Annotated in this window: 17 protein-coding genes; 8 read left to right on the top strand and 9 right to left on the bottom strand. The window is 40.1% G+C overall.

The window, feature by feature from the left end; genetic code table 11:
* The 8 genes from ABXZ32_RS14940 to ABXZ32_RS14905 form a co-directional block, all read left to right on the top strand.
* On the top strand, positions 1-2,597 hold a 2,597-nt coding region (locus ABXZ32_RS14940; protein ID WP_354619487.1), incomplete at its 5' end, for a beta strand repeat-containing protein.
* A gap of 31 nt (positions 2,598-2,628) precedes the next feature.
* A complete protein-coding gene (locus tag ABXZ32_RS14935; RefSeq protein ID WP_354619486.1) occupies positions 2,629-4,656 on the top strand; it encodes an Ig-like domain-containing protein in 2,028 nt (675 codons plus the stop codon).
* A 4-nt stretch (positions 4,657-4,660) separates the two neighbouring features.
* Positions 4,661-5,623 carry a PorP/SprF family type IX secretion system membrane protein gene (locus ABXZ32_RS14930; protein WP_354619485.1) on the top strand — a complete coding sequence of 321 codons (963 nt, stop codon included), beginning with the start codon at positions 4,661-4,663 and terminating at the stop codon, positions 5,621-5,623.
* Positions 5,624-5,727: 104 nt separating this feature from the next.
* Positions 5,728-6,255 (top strand): isopentenyl-diphosphate Delta-isomerase, encoded by a 528-nt coding sequence (gene idi / locus ABXZ32_RS14925; protein WP_354619484.1) that lies wholly within the window; start codon positions 5,728-5,730, stop codon positions 6,253-6,255.
* A 2-nt stretch (positions 6,256-6,257) separates the two neighbouring features.
* Complete coding sequence (locus tag ABXZ32_RS14920; RefSeq protein WP_354619483.1) at positions 6,258-6,665, top strand: 6-pyruvoyl trahydropterin synthase family protein; 408 nt, start codon at positions 6,258-6,260, stop codon at positions 6,663-6,665.
* A 3-nt stretch (positions 6,666-6,668) separates the two neighbouring features.
* A complete protein-coding gene (locus tag ABXZ32_RS14915; protein WP_354619482.1) occupies positions 6,669-7,130 on the top strand; it encodes a peroxiredoxin in 462 nt (153 codons plus the stop codon).
* Positions 7,131-7,132: 2 nt separating this feature from the next.
* Entirely contained in the window at positions 7,133-8,095 is a 963-nt protein-coding gene (locus tag ABXZ32_RS14910) for a type I phosphomannose isomerase catalytic subunit (protein ID WP_354619490.1), read from the top strand.
* 148 nt (positions 8,096-8,243) lie between these two features.
* On the top strand, positions 8,244-8,513 hold the full coding sequence (locus tag ABXZ32_RS14905) for a hypothetical protein (protein ID WP_354619481.1): 270 nt from the start codon (positions 8,244-8,246) through the stop codon (positions 8,511-8,513).
* Between the two features lie 58 nt (positions 8,514-8,571).
* Here ABXZ32_RS14905 and ABXZ32_RS14900 read toward each other — a convergent pair whose 3' ends face one another.
* The 9 genes from ABXZ32_RS14900 to ABXZ32_RS14860 all read right to left on the bottom strand — a co-directional run bounded on the left by ABXZ32_RS14900 (position 8,572) and on the right by ABXZ32_RS14860 (position 16,336).
* Positions 8,572-9,279: a DUF4369 domain-containing protein gene (locus tag ABXZ32_RS14900; RefSeq protein ID WP_354619480.1), complete on the bottom strand. Its 708-nt coding sequence runs from the start codon at positions 9,277-9,279 to the stop codon at positions 8,572-8,574.
* A gap of 44 nt (positions 9,280-9,323) precedes the next feature.
* Positions 9,324-10,586: a DUF819 family protein gene (locus ABXZ32_RS14895; protein ID WP_354619479.1), complete on the bottom strand. Its 1,263-nt coding sequence runs from the start codon at positions 10,584-10,586 to the stop codon at positions 9,324-9,326.
* Positions 10,587-10,618: 32 nt separating this feature from the next.
* Positions 10,619-11,422 carry a Cof-type HAD-IIB family hydrolase gene (locus tag ABXZ32_RS14890; RefSeq protein ID WP_354619478.1) on the bottom strand — a complete coding sequence of 268 codons (804 nt, stop codon included), beginning with the start codon at positions 11,420-11,422 and terminating at the stop codon, positions 10,619-10,621.
* 1 nt (position 11,423) lies between these two features.
* The gene (locus ABXZ32_RS14885; protein WP_354619477.1) at positions 11,424-13,622 is read right to left on the bottom strand and encodes a DUF5916 domain-containing protein; all 2,199 of its coding nucleotides are present in this window, start codon (positions 13,620-13,622) and stop codon (positions 11,424-11,426) included.
* Positions 13,623-13,694: 72 nt separating this feature from the next.
* A complete protein-coding gene (locus ABXZ32_RS14880; RefSeq protein WP_354619476.1) occupies positions 13,695-13,859 on the bottom strand; it encodes an Arc family DNA-binding protein in 165 nt (54 codons plus the stop codon).
* Positions 13,860-13,861: 2 nt separating this feature from the next.
* Complete coding sequence (locus ABXZ32_RS14875) at positions 13,862-14,788, bottom strand: alpha/beta hydrolase (protein ID WP_354619475.1); 927 nt, start codon at positions 14,786-14,788, stop codon at positions 13,862-13,864.
* 11 nt (positions 14,789-14,799) lie between these two features.
* Positions 14,800-14,973: a DUF4177 domain-containing protein gene (locus tag ABXZ32_RS14870; RefSeq protein ID WP_354619474.1), complete on the bottom strand. Its 174-nt coding sequence runs from the start codon at positions 14,971-14,973 to the stop codon at positions 14,800-14,802.
* Positions 14,960-15,472 (bottom strand): DUF6141 family protein, encoded by a 513-nt coding sequence (locus tag ABXZ32_RS14865; protein ID WP_354619473.1) that lies wholly within the window; start codon positions 15,470-15,472, stop codon positions 14,960-14,962. Before ABXZ32_RS14865 ends, ABXZ32_RS14870 begins: the two co-directional genes overlap by 14 nt.
* A 3-nt stretch (positions 15,473-15,475) precedes the next feature.
* Entirely contained in the window at positions 15,476-16,336 is an 861-nt protein-coding gene (locus ABXZ32_RS14860) for an SPFH domain-containing protein (protein ID WP_354619472.1), read from the bottom strand.
* Between the last annotated feature and the right edge of the window lie 61 nt (positions 16,337-16,397).

Raw genomic sequence — 16,397 nt, 5'->3', positions numbered from 1 at the left:
GGACAGGAAAAATCATCTCTTTAGTGGATGGTGGTTCTGTAACGATCAATGCGGACGATGCGGATTCCGATCCAACGAACGAAATTCAGACATTGAGCTCCACAGACGGGTCAGTTACCTTGGTGAAGACGGGTGATGATTATGATCTATCAGTAGCCGTTGCAGATGGTACCGAGACCAAAGTAAATGCTGGGGCCAATGTTACCGTTGCCGGTGATGGTTCCATTGCCACTCCTTATGTGGTGAGTGTTGCCACTTTGGACGATGCCGATGCGGATCCAACAAACGAATTGATCACGAGTGCCAACTTGACTGGCACGGACCTGAATATCATTGATGCCGGAGGGACAACGACTATTGATCTTTCTTCATTGAACAATAGTGGTACGGACGACCAGACATTGACATTAGTTGGTAACAACTTGAGCATTGAAGATGGGAACACAGTAGTGTTGCCAACGGCAGATGGTACCGAGACCAAAGTAAACGCTGGGACCAATGTTACCGTTGCCGGTAATGGTTCCATTGCGACTCCTTATGTTGTGAGTGTTGCCACTTTGGACGATGCGGATTCCGATCCAACAAACGAATTATCGGATTTGAATTTGGCAGCTAATATCTTGACACTGACCAATCCTGCTACAGGAGGAAACCAGGTAGATTTGTCTTCTTATGTAAACACGGATACACAAGATCTTTCTATAGATGGGACAGGTAAGATCATCTCCTTAGTGGACGGTGGTTCTGTTACCATCAATGCGGACGATGCTGATGCTGATCCAACGAACGAAATTCAAACATTGAGTTCTACAGACGGGTCAGTTACCTTGGTGAAGACGGGTGATGATTATGATCTATCAGTGGCCGTTGTAGATGGTACCGAGACCAAGGTAAACGCTGGGACAAATGTTTCCGTTGCCGGTGATGGTTCCATTGCCACTCCTTATGTGGTGAGTGTTGCTACTTTGGACGATGCTGATGCGGATCCATCAAACGAATTGATCACCAGTGCCAACTTGACTGGCACGGACCTGAATATCATTGATGCCGGAGGGACAACGACTATTGATCTTTCTTCATTGAACAATAGTGGTACGGACGACCAGACATTGACATTGGTTGGTAACAACTTGAGCATTGAAGATGGAAACACAGTGGTGTTGCCAACGGCAGATGGTACCGAGACAAAAGTAACTGCAGGAACCAACGTTACTGTCGCAGGTACTGGTTCTACAGCATCACCATATGTGGTAAGTGTAGCATCCTTGAACGATGCGGATGCAGATCCAAACAACGAATTACAAACAGTATCTAGGACAGGTTCCGATGTTACCCTATCAAATGGCGGGGGAACAGTTTCAATAAATGATGCGGATTCTGTCATAGGTAACGAAACAATCACAAGTATGACATTTAGTGGTTCCACATTAACGGTGAATGAAGGAGGGAATACCCCAAAGACAGTTAATTTAGGTGCACTTAATACTGATGATCAAAAGATAGATAAGTTTGTTTTAAACGGAACAACTTTAGAATTATCTGTTGAGGATGATGGCGAGGCAGATAAGACTGTAAATTTAAATGGCACTTTTGCCACTGATGCAGAATTGGCTGCAAGTGATGCGGCAGATTTGGATAAGGTTGTTGGTAATGAAGTAACCAATGCTACGGATGCAACTTTAATCCGATCTGGATCAGGAACAACTGCAAGTCCATATACCCTGGATGTAGCCACTGGAGGAATTACAAGTACAGAAATATTAGATGGAACTGTTGCTACTGTAGATTTAGCCAACAATGCCGTAACAGGTGCAAAAATATTGGATGGAACTGTAGCTACAGCAGATTTAGCGAACAATTCAGTAACAAGTGCAAAAATAGTTGATGGAACTATTGCTACTGCAGATATTGCTTCAACCGGTAACAACAAAGTATTGGTTACAAGTCCTGCAGGCATCGTGGAATGGATAGATAAGAGTGCTTTGGTACCTACTACAACAGTTAGCAATACCAGTACTGTAAATACGTTGACCACAACTGTTAATAGTGTGACCGGGACAGGAGTGAATATTATCAATTCCAATGCTTTAAGTTTAAGTGGTTCCAACCTTACAAGTACCGTCAATGGAGTGGCATCAGCTGCCCTAAATTTGAGTTCATTCTTAGATAATACGGATGATCAGACCGCTGCTGAAGTAAATGTTGTAACTCCTGTAGATGTTGACGGAGACGGAACAACTGAAGCAACTGTAGAAGATGTGATTCAAGATATAGCGCCAATTGTTTCAAAAGCGGCAAGGATCTTTTATCCTCCTTCCATTGCGGTAGATGCGTCTACTAACGGAACCTTTACTATTGATCTATATGCACAGTATATAGCACAATACGGGTCTCCAACAGTGGGAAGTGCTGGAGCACCGGCCGCGTTGCCAACATACACCGCAGCTGAATTATACTATTATGTAACCTATGCGGATCCAACAGTGTTCAATACCGGGACAATGAGTATTGCGGCTGATGGTAAATTAACATATACAATCATTGGACAGCCTTCTGATTACAACTCGTTGATCAACGTGGTATTTGTAGTAAAATAAGTTAAACTAAGCATCAACGAACAGAAATAATTTGAAACCGACCAAACTATATCATCTACTATTTGCAACCTTGGTAATTGCTCTTTTGAGTATAACCAAGGCGGATGCTCAGTTTTTACTGCAAGCACCCAATAGCACCGATGAGAATAATTATAAATGGTACGAGGCTTCAGATACAACCTCTGTTCTGGGTACCGATTTCTTTTACGAAGTGACTGTCCCAGGAGTTTATTTTGCGACTTATGATGGTACCATTTGTGGACGAAATGCCACCAGTTATTTTATTGTAACAAATTGCAACAACCCTTATAATCAGGTAACGTTGGATATTTCTGCCAATGTGGGAGCTAGTGCTACGATTACCTGGTCTCCTGCCGTAAGCGGGGATCAATTGAAACCTATAGTTACTGCGGACCAAAATGTGACAAAATATACCGCCACCTTATTGAAAGCAGGTAACAGTATAGATCTGCCAAGTTTTACGGTGGTCTGCATAGATCAATCTGCCGATCTTCAGGACGACTTTATAACTGTAAATGAAGACGATTCTATTGCTGTTCCTATTTATGATAATGACAATGACTTGCCAACTACGGGAAGTTTAACAACCTCAAGTCCAGCCAATGGTACTGTTAGTATCAATAATAATGGTACGCCTAATAACCCTACAGATGATATTATCACCTATACCCCTAATCCAAATTACAACGGACCAGATTCATTTACCTATACCGTTTGTAATACTTTGGGAGATTGTAGTACAGCAACGGTTACGATAGATGTCTTGCCCATTGTTGATGCCATTGATGATATGGTCGCAATGGATCAGGATACCGCTTTTACTATAAATGTTTGGTCAAACAACGATAATGACATTCCCACCGTGGGAACGTTTACCGCAACTAATCCAACTAATGGAACCATAACCATTAACAACAATGGCAGCGCCACCGATCCATCGGATGATGTGGTGATCTATACTCCTAATCCTGGATTTGTGGGCACAGATACCTTTACCTATACTATCTGTGACAATGCTGGGAATTGCAGTACGGCAGAAATTACAATTGTAGTTAATTCTACAGCTGTTGTAGATATTGATAGCGATGATGACGGAATACTGGATGCTTTTGAAGATCTGAATTTAGATGGCGATGGTGATCCAGCTACAAACCCAACAGATTCTGATGGGGACGGGGTTCCAGATTATTTGGATATAGATAGTGATGACGATGGTATTCCGGATAATGTTGAGGCACAATCTACAGCAGGTTATATTCCTCCTAGTGGGCAGGACAATAACGGTAATGGCTTGGATGACAATTATGAACAAAACGGATTGTTCGGTCTTTTCCCTGTGGATACCGATGGCGATAGTTTGCCTGACTATTTGGATGAGGATAGTGACAATGATAATATTCCAGATATAGTGGAAGGTCATGATTACGATTTTGATGGCCTTGCCGACTTTGTTTTTCTAGGTTCCGATAAGGATAATGATGGTCTGGACGATGGTTTTGAAGGAGTTTCAGTTATTGATAAAGATGTTAACGACAAGTTTAATGATCCTTACTCCGATTTGCCAAATACCGATGGGGATGAAGAATCCAATTACAGGGATACAGACGATGATGATGATGGTATAGAAACTAGGGATGAAGACTTAAATGGTGATGGCGATTATACCAATGATGATGCCGATGGAGATGGTATTCCAGATTATTTGGATTCCGACTTAATTGAGCTCAATGCTGGAACGATTGAAGTATTTAATGTGGTAACCCCTAACGGTGATGGAATACACGATATCTTAAAAATTACCGGCTTGGAAAATTATCCAAACAATAGCCTGAAAATATTCAATAGATGGGGTGTGTTGGTTTATACCACCAATGCATATGGAACAGAAGGCAACTATTTTGATGGGACTTCGAATGGTAGGGTAACTGTCAATCAGGATAATCAACTTCCAGTAGGAACATACTTCTATATCTTGGATTATGAAGAATCTGCTGGAAAAACAAAGTCCCTATCAGGATACATTTATATAAATAGATAAACAGATGAAGAACTTACACCGATATCAACCTACCTCTTTCGCGATAAGCTTCATACTTTTTGTGTTAGCCTTTAGTAGTGTTTCAACTGTATTTGCACAACAAGATGCGCAGTACACCCAATATATGTACAATACAGTGACAGTAAACCCAGGTTATGCCGGTTCTAGAGGGCATATGAGTATTGCAGCCCTTTATAGGTCGCAATGGGTTGGTTTGGAAGGAGCGCCAACCACGCAGTCCTTGAACATTCATTCCCCAATAGGATATAGGGGCGTTGGATTGGGGTTTTCTATAGTCAACGATGAAATAGGACCAACTTCGGAAACCAATTTTGATCTGGATTTTTCCTATACCATATATACGTCAACAGAAGGTAGATTGTCGTTTGGTTTAAAGGCAAGTGCCAATTTGTTGGACATTCGTTTTTCTCAATTGAATCAAGATTATTCCAATGGGCAAGATCCCACCCTGCAACAGGATATACAGAACAAATTATCCCCTAATATTGGGGCTGGAGTCTATTACCATACAGAACATTATTATTTGGGTGTGTCCGTTCCCAGGTTTTTGGAAACCTCACATTTTGAGGAATCTTCCCTTTCAACGGCAAAGGAACAAATGAATTTCTATTTGATCACAGGTTACGTATTTGAATTGGATTCGTTTTGGAAATTTAAACCAGCATTATTGACTAAGGTGACTCAGGGAGCGCCATTACAAGTGGATGTTTCCGCTAATGTCATGTACAACGATAAATTTATTCTGGGAGCAGCCTATAGATGGGATGCAGCCGTCAGTGGAATGATCGGGTTTAACCTTAAAAACAATATGTTGATTGGTTTGGCCTATGACAGGGAAACCACGGCACTTGGAAGCGCTATGTTCAATGATGGATCCTTTGAGGTGATTATCAGGTACGACTTTATAAAGGCCGTGGAAAATTTAAAATCCCCAAGATTCTTTTAAAAAACGCTTTGTTATAATTTATGAAAGCCACTTTTTGTTAAAAAGTGGCTTTTTTTATGTTGCAGTTAACTTTTAAAATTACGTAAAGGTCTTATTTTTACAGTATGAAAGAAGAAAATGTAATATTAGTTAACCAAGCCGATGAACAGATCGGAACCATGCCCAAAATGGAAGCCCATGAAAAGGCACTCCTACATAGGGCATTCTCCGTATTTGTGATGAATGAAAAAGGGGAGACCATGCTCCAACAGCGGGCCGCCCATAAATATCACTCTCCATTGCTTTGGACCAATACCTGTTGTAGTCACCAAAGAGTGGGTGAGACCAATATCTCCGCAGGAAAACGCAGGCTCCAAGAGGAAATGGGGTTTTCAACCGAATTGACTGAACTATTCTCATTTATTTACAAAGCCCCGTTTGACAATGGCCTTACAGAACATGAGTTTGATCATGTGATGATCGGGAACTATGAAGCAGATCCATCTATTAATCCTGACGAAGTGGCCAATTGGAAATGGATGAAGCCCGAAGATGTAAAAAATGATATTGCAAAAAACCCGGATACGTATACGGCTTGGTTCAAAATTATTTTTGAGCGATTTTACAATCATTTAATCCAAACCCCTCAGTAGCCATGAAAGTCAAGGTAAGTAGAAAGGCACACTTTAATGCAGCACATCGTTTGTACAGAAAGGATTGGAGCTTTGAAAAGAATGATGCGATTTTTGGGAAATGTAACAATCCCAATTTCCACGGGCATAATTATGAGTTGATTGTAAGTGTTACCGGAGAAATAGATCCAGAAACTGGATTTGTCATAGATGTTAAGATTTTAAAGGATCTTATAAGGGCTGAAGTAGAGGATTCTTTTGACCACAAAAACCTGAATGTTGAGGTACCGGAGTTTAAGGAATTGAATCCAACTGCTGAGAATATTGCTGTGGTCATTTGGCAAAAACTCAGGCCGCACATAGACGCCGCCAATGAATTGGAGGTGGTTCTTTATGAGACCCCAAGGAATTTTGTAACCTTTTCCGGCTAGACCATGGCTCTACAAATAGGGGATAGGATACCGGAATTTTCTTTGAAGGATCAACATGGAAATCAGTTTTCCAGCAACAGTATTATTGGAAGCAAGGCCATGGTCATTTTCTTTTATCCAAAGGATGATACACCCGGGTGTACCAAGGAAGCTTGTTCCTTTAGGGACAGTTATGAGGAATTTAAGGATTTAGGGGCAGAAGTGATAGGTATCAGTTCAGATTCTGAGAAATCGCACCAAAAATTCGCTTCAAAATATGGCTTGCCGTTTATTTTGTTGTCGGACGAGAAGAAAAAGGTAAGGAAAAGCTTTAAAGTGGATAATAATCTCTTTAATTTGTTGCCAGGTAGGGAAACCTATGTCATCGACAAAAAAGGAAAAGTAATCATGGTCTTTAATAGTATCAGTGCTTCGAAACATATGGAGAAAGCATTGGAGGCCTTAAAATCAGCGGTAGCAAAATGAGCATATATCCATTAAAATTTCACCCAATCCTCAAGGAACGTTTGTGGGGAGGGACCAAGTTGAAAGATGTCTTAGGAAAATCCATAGAGAGCGATATCACTGGCGAAAGCTGGGAACTTTCCACGGTCAAAGGTGATGTATCTGTGGTTTCCAATGGAAACCTTGCGGGTACTTCGCTTCAAGAACTTATAAATTCTGACCCAGAAGGGATTTTGGGAAAAAGTGTGACTGAGCGTTTCGGGAAGGAATTTCCTATTCTTATCAAGTTTATTGATGCCAAACAGGACCTTTCCATACAATTGCACCCCAATGATGAACTGGCAAAAAAACGACATGATTCTTTCGGTAAAACTGAGATGTGGTACATTATGGACGCAGATCAAGACGCCAATTTAATAGTAGGGTTCAATAAAGAAGTCACCAAGGAGGAATACTCCAAAAGCTTGGACAATGACACTTTATTGGATTTGATGAATTATGAAACTGTTCAGGAAGGCGATACCTTCTTCATCAATACAGGAAAGATACATGCCATAGGTGCGGGAGTTCTTTTGGCAGAGATTCAACAAACCTCAGATGTAACCTACAGGGTTTTCGATTTCAATAGAAAGGACAAAGATGGAAATTTGAGGGAACTTCATACAGAAATGGCATTGGACGCTATTGATTATGAAATGAAGGACGATTTTAAGGTGGCCTATCCCAAGGTAAAGGATACTATAAACACTATGGTGGATTGTCCATATTTTAAGACCAATTTTCTTGAATTGACAAATGATCTGGATCAAAATGTATCTGATAGGGACTCTTTCACTATCTATATGTGCGTTGGTGGAAAAGCTTCCATTTCCAATGAACATGGTACAGCGGAAATACAAAAAGGGGAAACGGTTTTGATGCCAGCAACCTCAAAAAAGATTGGAATACAAACCTCAGGAGCCAAATTGTTGGAAGTGACTATTTAAAAGTTAGGGTGAGTAAGGTCGAAAAGCATCAAAATATTAGCTAATCAGCTTATATTTGACTAAAAATTAAAGGAAATAAAAAGAGAACCATAAAATATTTGATTCCTACCAAAAAGTGTACTTTTGTAAAAAATTAAAAGTAGTACAAATGGCAAGTATAAGAGATTTAAAAAAGGATATCAATTATGTTTTAGGAGATATTATCGAGGCAGTTTATTTATGGGAAGCATCTACCAACAATAGAAATTCAAAAGAAGGATCTGCTGTGATAGAAAATGCGATTTCAACATTCGATGAATTGATCGTAAAAGTAAATAAGAAAGATGTTGAGGATAGAGCCAAGCATTTAAAGTCTGTAAAGACCGACTTGGAAGTAAAGGCAACTACTTTGGTAGAACAATTGAATAATTTAGGCTAATCCAAGATTAGCTAATGCATATAAAAAAACATCCACCATTTGGTGGATGTTTTTTTTGTTACTCATTTTTTCTTATTTCATCCAGATACTTCTTTAAATCTTTGCCATATTTGGAATTTGCAACTTCCGGGCTAAGGGAGTTATTGATAGAATCCAAGTAAATAATATTGGCGTCTGCAACTTCGGTTAAAGCGATATAAGGAGAGATATAGGAATTTCTGTTGTTCAGTGCGAAGTTAAGCGCATATAGGTACCCCCTCAATATATTTTTATCACTCAATTTTTTTACAGAATCCAATGCCATGGAATCCTTTCTGATTTGAGGATCAAATGTAAATTTGAGGTATTCCAAATTCCGTGTGTTGAATTTTGTCATCACCCCTTTGTATTCCTCCAATTTTTTCTGGGTTTCGGAACCTTCAATTTTTGCTTTGGTATCAAAGGTGTCCCATGAAGTATTGATACTGATATTTCCCGGTTCACCAAAAAAGGTGATTCGGTCATTGATATCATTGTTATCCTCTTTCCTTAGGTATAGGTAAAAAACTTCTGGACTCTCCAATTCAGTTTTAAATTCAAAATTACCATTGCCTTCAACGTTCAGGGAGTCGATGGAAATTAAGGTGGAATCCTGTATCTTTTGTAAGTATAGGGTTCCTTTTTTAAGGCCTTTTACATTTCCGGAAACGGTCATGGTCTGCTCGGTATCACCACCGCAGGATATCATAAAAAAGCCGATTAGGGCCAAAAATAAAATGTTCTTCATGTTGTTTGTTTAGTGCCGCAAATATGATGAAAGTTTATGAAAAATTAAATTTTTGAGGCAATTTCCATGAGGTATGCGCATAATAAAGCACCACCGGTACCAACCACGTATCCAAAGACAGCCAAAAGAACTCCTACCGAGGTCAATGATGGGTGGAATTCTGCCGCAACCACTGGAGCTGAGGCTGCGCCTCCCACATTCGCTTGACTTCCAACGGCCAAAAAGAAAAAGGGTGCCTTTATGATTTTCGCCACTAGAATTAGGAGTCCAGCATGAATTCCAATCCATATAAAGCCAATAGCTATCAAACCTGGATTTTCTAGTACCATCCCTAAGTCCATCTTCATTCCAATGGTGGCTACCAAAATGTATATAAACACACTTCCAATTTTACTGGCCCCGGCACCTTCATATTCCTTAGCTTTTGTAAAAGATAAGAGAATGCCCAAAATAGTAGCTATGACCACCATCCAAAAGAAATTGGAGCCCAGAAAGGACAAAAAGCTTTTGGTATCCCTTACCGTTGCAAAGGAGTTGGTTAAAATCTCACTGAGGTAATCTCCAAAAAAATGTGCGATACCAACAGCGGTAAACGCAAAGCACAGAATAACCATATAATCGTTTAGAGTAGGTACCCGGGTAATTTTATCAGTATAATGTGCTACTTTAATTTTTAGGGATTCTATTGCAGAAGTATCGGCTTTCAGCCATTTGTCTATTTTTTTTGTTCTTCCCACTCCTAAAAGAATAATAGCCATCCAAACATTGGCAACTACAATATCGATAAGGACCATTCCACCGTATTTTTCAGGATTATATTGAAAAATCTCCAGCATGGCCGCCTGATTGGCACCGCCACCTATCCAACTTCCGGCAATAGTAGACAACCCTCTCCAAATAGCATCAAAATCATTTCCTCCCACTGTTTCGGGCGAAAAGATAGAAACGATCAATATGGCTATTGGACCTCCAATGATAATTCCTGCAGAACCGGTTAAAAACATGATCAAAGCTTTGGAGCCTAAGTTCAAAATAGCCTTTAAGTCAATACTCAAGGTCATCAATACCAAAGCAGCGGGTAACAAATACCGGCTGGCCATAAAGTAGAGATTGGATTTTTCGTCGGAAACAATACCCAAGCTAGCTAAAATTGCGGGTAGGAGGTAACACATTAAAACTGCCGGAACAACGCTGTAAAAGGATTTCCAAAATCCTGTTCTTCGAGATGAGGTGTAAAAAATAAAGCCCAAACAAAGGGCTATAAGACCAAAAACAACGGTATCGTTGGAAATTAGGGGATCATTCATGTATAAAGCAATTGTATGCCTGCCAAATATAATTAAATTATTATATGCTGCTTAATGAAATGGGCAACCCCGTCCTCGGTATTTTTTAGGGTAACGCTATTGGCGATCAGTTTTAGCTCCTCCCTTGCGTTCGCAACTGCCACCCCATGACCAACATGTTGTATCATTTCCATGTCATTGTAATTATCCCCAAAGGCAATTACATCATCGAGGGTTTCCCCTTCTTTCAGCAACATTTGTATGGCCGATAGCTTGGAAATGGACTTTGGGGACAATTCAATCAGGGTTTCATTTGACCTGTATATATGAAGTTGTCGGCCCAATTGTTTTTCGAGCTGTGAAAATGCTGTATCCGTGGCTACTTCAGTACCCATTAACATGATTTTGTGGGCCCCAATTTGGCGATTTTTCCAGTCTTTGATAGATTCCAGTGTATCTCTAAAGATCGGTGTAGACTGTGTGTGGTGTATCTCTTTTCTAACACGTTCCGTATTGTCCTCCACATACCATTCGTCCTTGTGGTACAGACCTAATTTTATCCCGAGGGATTCCGACAAATCGTAGACTTCATCAAGATGGTCAATAGTCATGACCGTCGAGGAGAGTTCTTTTTTGCCCTCCAGGATCAAGGCGCCATTGTAACATATCATAGGTTGGTCCTCAATCCCCAAGTTACGTTGGAGATAGGTCATGGATCTAGGCATTCTAGCGGAGACCAAAATAACCCTAATCGCCTTTTTAATCCGCTGTATTTCAGTTATGGTAAAATCTGAAACGTTATTTTTGCTCGATAGCAAAGTGCCATCCAAATCTGAACATAAAACTTTAAACTTCATTTTAAATATTTAGCCAATAGGTCAATTTAAGATTGATGGATCTATTCTTTGGCTCAAAATTATTCACAAAATAATTATCGTTATACACAATGAAAAGATCTGAGAGTGGAGCAAAACGCCACTGTAATCTTGAATTTAACCCTAAGTTATCATTTTGGTTACTGTATTGAATTAAGGTCGACCAAAATATCGATTTACTAAAGGTAATTTCCACCTTTGGACTTATCAACCATATGTCTGCACTGGAGTAGGGGGTGGGCAATGAAATATTGTTGTAATCCACTAGTAGGGACAAGAAGACCTTAGGCTGAAATCTAAGGTTCAAATCACTTCGGAATGAGAACCTATTGCCGTTGAAAAATCCTCCATAGGAAGGTTCCAGGGAATAGGAAAAGACCTTCCTCCTGTCCGATCGAAACTCCATTTCAAAATTGGTATAGTAGTACCCCTGATCGGAAGGTAAAGGTATGCCTCCTTCAGAATTTGATGGGTCGAACCCATCAAACAAAAACGTATAGTTGTTCACCATACGGGCTTCTAATCTGGTCTGGTTTTTGAACTCTGCCCCCCATGAGCTCCTAATCTCATAGTCCGTATTTTTATAGTCAAGTTCGGGGTTCCAAGTAAATATAGGGAAGAAATTGAAGGCATGGTTGTTGATCTTCCCTGTTTTGGGCCAAATAATACGTTCTACTCCGGTAACGCCCTTTATTATATTAGTTCGTCTGATAAATCCTAGATCGGACCTAAAATCGTCACCAATGTAAATTCCATCCAAGATCACATTGAAATAGCGGCTCCTATAATTTAGATTGAGACCCGAAGAAAGATCCTTACCGCCTCCACCAGGTTCAAAGGATTTATGGGAATAAAATTTTCCGGTCCAGGTATTGTCCGAAGAGGCCAAGTTGTAGTCTATTCCCAAAACCCTGTTGTAACGCTCGTCATCCTCCAGAAATTCATAATCCTCGAAGGTTTGTCTATTTAAAAAGAACATGCCTATGTTTGATCTGGAGAACACCTTCTTTTGTAGCACCAACATGGTATTGTTGTTTGACGCTATTTCATTTTCGAGATCCTCCTCTGTTTGAATGTTCAAGAACCCTAATCGCCAATCATTACTTAGTTTTCCACTCAGCCTAACTCCTCCTATAATATTGTTCTGTATGGAGTTTCCTGCAGTGTCCTTGGCAATACCAATACGACGTGAAAAGAAAGGGTTAGCATCTCTTCGACCACCGAAACCTCCAAATAGGTCACTGTTATCTATAAAAAATTGTCTTTTTTCTGGAAGGTTTATTTCAAACCGCGTAAGGTTGGTGACTACATCATCCACTTCAACATTGGAAAAATCGGGGTTGAGGGTGATATCCAAGTTCATACCATTTCCAATGGCCAATTTTGCATCTCCTCCAACTTTGAAATTAGACAGACTTTCATCAGTCTCATAATTCTTTTGGGCGATAGTGTTGATATAGGGAATTAGGGCTATAGGCGTTTTTGATCTTCCCAAAGGCTTTTCAAAGATCATATCCTCCATAAAAGCCAAGCTAAATATCAGTTGGTTTTGGGGGATTTTGGCAAATGTGCTTGTCTCATTGGTTTGCATGTCGAAACGATAGCTATTGAAACGCCATTTTGTTTCACCTTCCTTAAATTTAAAGGAAGTAAGTGGGATGGCCATTTCCGCAATATAATACCCATCATAGATTTTAGATTCCCCTTTCCACTTGATGTCCCAAGAAGTGTTGAAGCCACTGGTATCCGATCCTCCACCTGATATAAGGGCTTCCCTTTGTACTCCCAATGGGTTGGTGCCAAATAAAAATGCATTGGTACCATCGTTAAATGTGTCGAACATCAAACTTATGTTGTCATTGCCGCCAGCCCTAAAATCGCGCTTAAGAGAAGGGATGATAAAGTCGTTCCCTTCTGTATATGCTTTAATGCTTACGTACAAGTTGGTATCGTCGTATAGCATTTTTATTTCAGTCTGCTGTATTGCGGGGATTGAGTCGGAAGGAAAATATTGTTGCATTTCCCCAATGGATTCGGCATTGTCCCAAGCTGGGTAGTCCAAAACACCGTCTATTATAATTTTATCCGTGGTGTACTTTACGATAAAGGATTTTTTTTCATTTTGACTGTAGGTACTGGTGGTGAAAAGTACTATGGCAAGGAATAAAAATATTCTGAACATGTAGCTGCAATTGTTTGGAGCCTAAAAATAGGGGTTTAAATCGTTAAAAAAATCCTAAAATTCCAAATCAGATCAATCCCTGTCTTTTTTTGGGGCTCTTTTTGCCTCTTTTAAGCTTTTCATCAGCATCCATTCTATTTGTCCGTTCACACTACGAAATTCATCTGCGGACCATTTCTCAATGGCCTTTAGCATATCTTCATTTAACCGTAGGGCGAACGCTTTTTTCTTGCTCATATTCAAGGGTTGATAAATGCTGTTATTAGATCGACAAGTTTATTCGATAAAGGAAAGTTTTCCTGAAAATAGGATTTTTGATTGTCCGATGTGGAATATACGTCCTTGAGAACGTGGTTCATATGTGGAATCAATTCTCCTTTTGCATTGGGTTGGGCCTCTTGTAATCTCTGAAAGTCTTTTTCGGTTACCTGAAGATCTTCCTCCCCGTTTAGCAATAATATGGGAATGTTGATTTTTTTGATCTCCGCTACGGGATCCAATACAATCCAGGATTTGATAAAACTCTGGTTCTGCGGCTTGAAAAGTTGCATCAAAAAGGGATGTACGCTTACAATGGTATCCGTTGTTTTTAATTCAGCAAAGTGTTCTCCAGCTAATTTTGCCAGATCGGGGTTCTGCTGATGTAGTTGTTCCATGATTGTGTTATCGATGGATTGCCCTGGGCCTGCAATGGAAATAAACCCTTTGATTTCTGGGGTAATACTAAGCATTCCCACCAAGGATCCCTGACTGTGCCCTATTAAAAACAGAGAGTTAAACCTAGGGTCATTTTTAAAGTGGTCTATGACAATCTTGGCATCATCGATAAGTTTCGTAAAGGTAATACCCCCCAATTTGTCTAGGTTAGACAGGGTAGCTGTTCTTTTATCATATCTGTAAAAGGCAATACCTTTTTTGTTTAAACTATCTGAGAGGGCTTTTATGTAGTTGGCATTTATGCCTACGCCTGCCTGGTTTCCATTTCTATCAACATTCCCCGAACCGTGGATAAAAATGACCAGAGGTAGTTTGGTGGGGGATTCAGGCATGGAAAGGGTACCTGGAAGTACTATTTCGCCATTTTTTAAAGTGAATTCCTCTTCCGTGATTTTCTGGGACAGAACAACAAAGGGTAGTAATGCAAACAGTAAAATAAGTGATTTCATAGTATACATATTTATCTGAATTTGTCCCTTTCCAAATAGGCCTTTACCAAGGTAGAATGGGACATGGAGCAGACACTTACGACTCTCCATCCCTCTCTTGCCAGTTTGTTTAGTTCGTCCTCAAATTCCTGGTCAGGGTTGCCAAACACCTTTCCTTTCTGTTTAACGATTTTATATTCCTTCATTTCTCTTTTTTTGATAACGATCAATAATCATCGTGGCCTCAGATTCCTTTTGTGTTCCGATCAATATTTTCTTTCCGGATTTTAAAATAAGCTGTATGCCTCTATTCCCGGAAACGTTATATGCCTTCCCATTTTTAATAGTTATCCTATAGCCCCAGCCCCCATATTCCATAAGCGGACTATAGGTTCTAACGTAACACTCTTTTATAGCTTCCCAGGGGATGGTTTTATTTTTGAAGTGAAAGGGAAGGAATCTATAGTGTATGCCCCTATCATCGATCTCCGTTTTTAATTGAAGTTGGTAGAACAACATAAGGGTAAGTACAAGAACCACTATGACTATCAATTGCTCTAAAGTATCCTCGGGTAAGACATTGCCCACTGCAGTTTTTGCTACAAACCATTGGTACAAAGAATATAATAGGAATGCCAATAGGCCCAAAGATGCGAGTCGCATGGGCCATTGGTTAAATTTTTGTGTCTCTTGAAAAACCCTCATGTATTAATGGTTTAAGGTGCCGGCATTGACAATGGGAGAGGCGTCTTTGTCCGAACATAATACGACCATTAGGTTACTCACCATGGCGGCTTTACGTTCATCGTCCAGATCCACCACTTGTTTTTTGCTCAGCTGATCCAAGGCCATTTCCACCATGCTTACAGCACCTTCCACGATTTTGTGTCTCGCCGCCACAATCGCTGTGGCCTGCTGTCTTTTAAGCATGGCATTGGCTATCTCCTGTGCGTAGGCCAAATACCCAATCCTAGCTTCCAACACTTCTATCCCGGCCATGGCAAGCCTTTCTTGGACTTCCTTTTCAAGTGCCTCGCTCACCTCATTGACACTGGAGCGGAGGGTGATGTCTTCCTTGTGACCTTCATCGGCAAAATTGTCATAGGGATACATACTTGCCAATTTACGTACCGCCGCATCTGTCTGTACACGTACAAAATTTTTATAATCGTCCACATCAAATGCTGCCTTATAAGTATCGGTTACCCGCCAGACCAAAATGGTGCTGATCATGACCGGGTTACCCAACTTGTCATTGACTTTGAGCCGTTCACTATCAAAATTGCTCGCCCTTAAAGAGATGGCTTTTTTTGTGTAGAATGGTATGACCCAAAAAAGGCCATTTTTCTTAATGGTGCCAATGTATTTTCCAAAAAGCAGTAAAACCCTGGAGTTATTGGGGTTGACCAATACAAAACCGGGCAACATAAAAAGGGCTAGGACAATCCCTATGATATAAATAGGGGACTCCTTAGTGATCAATAAGTATGTGCTCCCTGTAGCAAGAATTAAAAATACCAATAGCATGATATAGCCATTGAACGGAACCAAATTTTTTTCGTGAGTCATGCCAGTAATTTTAAAATGATATTATTATGATATCATAAAGATATTATAATTTAATTAATAT

The organism is Sediminicola luteus, assembly GCF_040566555.1.
Lineage (GTDB): Bacteria > Bacteroidota > Bacteroidia > Flavobacteriales > Flavobacteriaceae > Sediminicola.
The sequence above is the reverse complement of the archived record's forward strand: the minus strand, read 5'-3'. Positions and strand labels throughout refer to the sequence as shown.

What these genes read in the sequence shown, in the direction of transcription:
- ABXZ32_RS14920 (WP_354619483.1), top strand. Translation starts at nt 6,258, where the DNA reads ATGAAAGTCAAGGTAAGTAGAAAGGCACACTTTAATGCAGCACATCGT.
- idi (WP_354619484.1), top strand. Translation starts at nt 5,728, where the DNA reads ATGAAAGAAGAAAATGTAATATTAGTTAACCAAGCCGATGAACAGATC.
- ABXZ32_RS14890 (WP_354619478.1), bottom strand. Translation starts at nt 11,422, where the DNA reads ATGAAGTTTAAAGTTTTATGTTCAGATTTGGATGGCACTTTGCTATCG.
- ABXZ32_RS14885 (WP_354619477.1), bottom strand. Translation starts at nt 13,622, where the DNA reads ATGTTCAGAATATTTTTATTCCTTGCCATAGTACTTTTCACCACCAGT.
- ABXZ32_RS14875 (WP_354619475.1), bottom strand. Translation starts at nt 14,788, where the DNA reads ATGAAATCACTTATTTTACTGTTTGCATTACTACCCTTTGTTGTTCTG.
- ABXZ32_RS14930 (WP_354619485.1), top strand. Translation starts at nt 4,661, where the DNA reads ATGAAGAACTTACACCGATATCAACCTACCTCTTTCGCGATAAGCTTC.
- ABXZ32_RS14900 (WP_354619480.1), bottom strand. Translation starts at nt 9,279, where the DNA reads ATGAAGAACATTTTATTTTTGGCCCTAATCGGCTTTTTTATGATATCC.
- ABXZ32_RS14860 (WP_354619472.1), bottom strand. Translation starts at nt 16,336, where the DNA reads ATGACTCACGAAAAAAATTTGGTTCCGTTCAATGGCTATATCATGCTA.
- ABXZ32_RS14915 (WP_354619482.1), top strand. Translation starts at nt 6,669, where the DNA reads ATGGCTCTACAAATAGGGGATAGGATACCGGAATTTTCTTTGAAGGAT.
- ABXZ32_RS14905 (WP_354619481.1), top strand. Translation starts at nt 8,244, where the DNA reads ATGGCAAGTATAAGAGATTTAAAAAAGGATATCAATTATGTTTTAGGA.
- ABXZ32_RS14865 (WP_354619473.1), bottom strand. Translation starts at nt 15,472, where the DNA reads ATGAGGGTTTTTCAAGAGACACAAAAATTTAACCAATGGCCCATGCGA.
- ABXZ32_RS14880 (WP_354619476.1), bottom strand. Translation starts at nt 13,859, where the DNA reads ATGAGCAAGAAAAAAGCGTTCGCCCTACGGTTAAATGAAGATATGCTA.
- ABXZ32_RS14895 (WP_354619479.1), bottom strand. Translation starts at nt 10,586, where the DNA reads ATGAATGATCCCCTAATTTCCAACGATACCGTTGTTTTTGGTCTTATA.
- ABXZ32_RS14870 (WP_354619474.1), bottom strand. Translation starts at nt 14,973, where the DNA reads ATGAAGGAATATAAAATCGTTAAACAGAAAGGAAAGGTGTTTGGCAAC.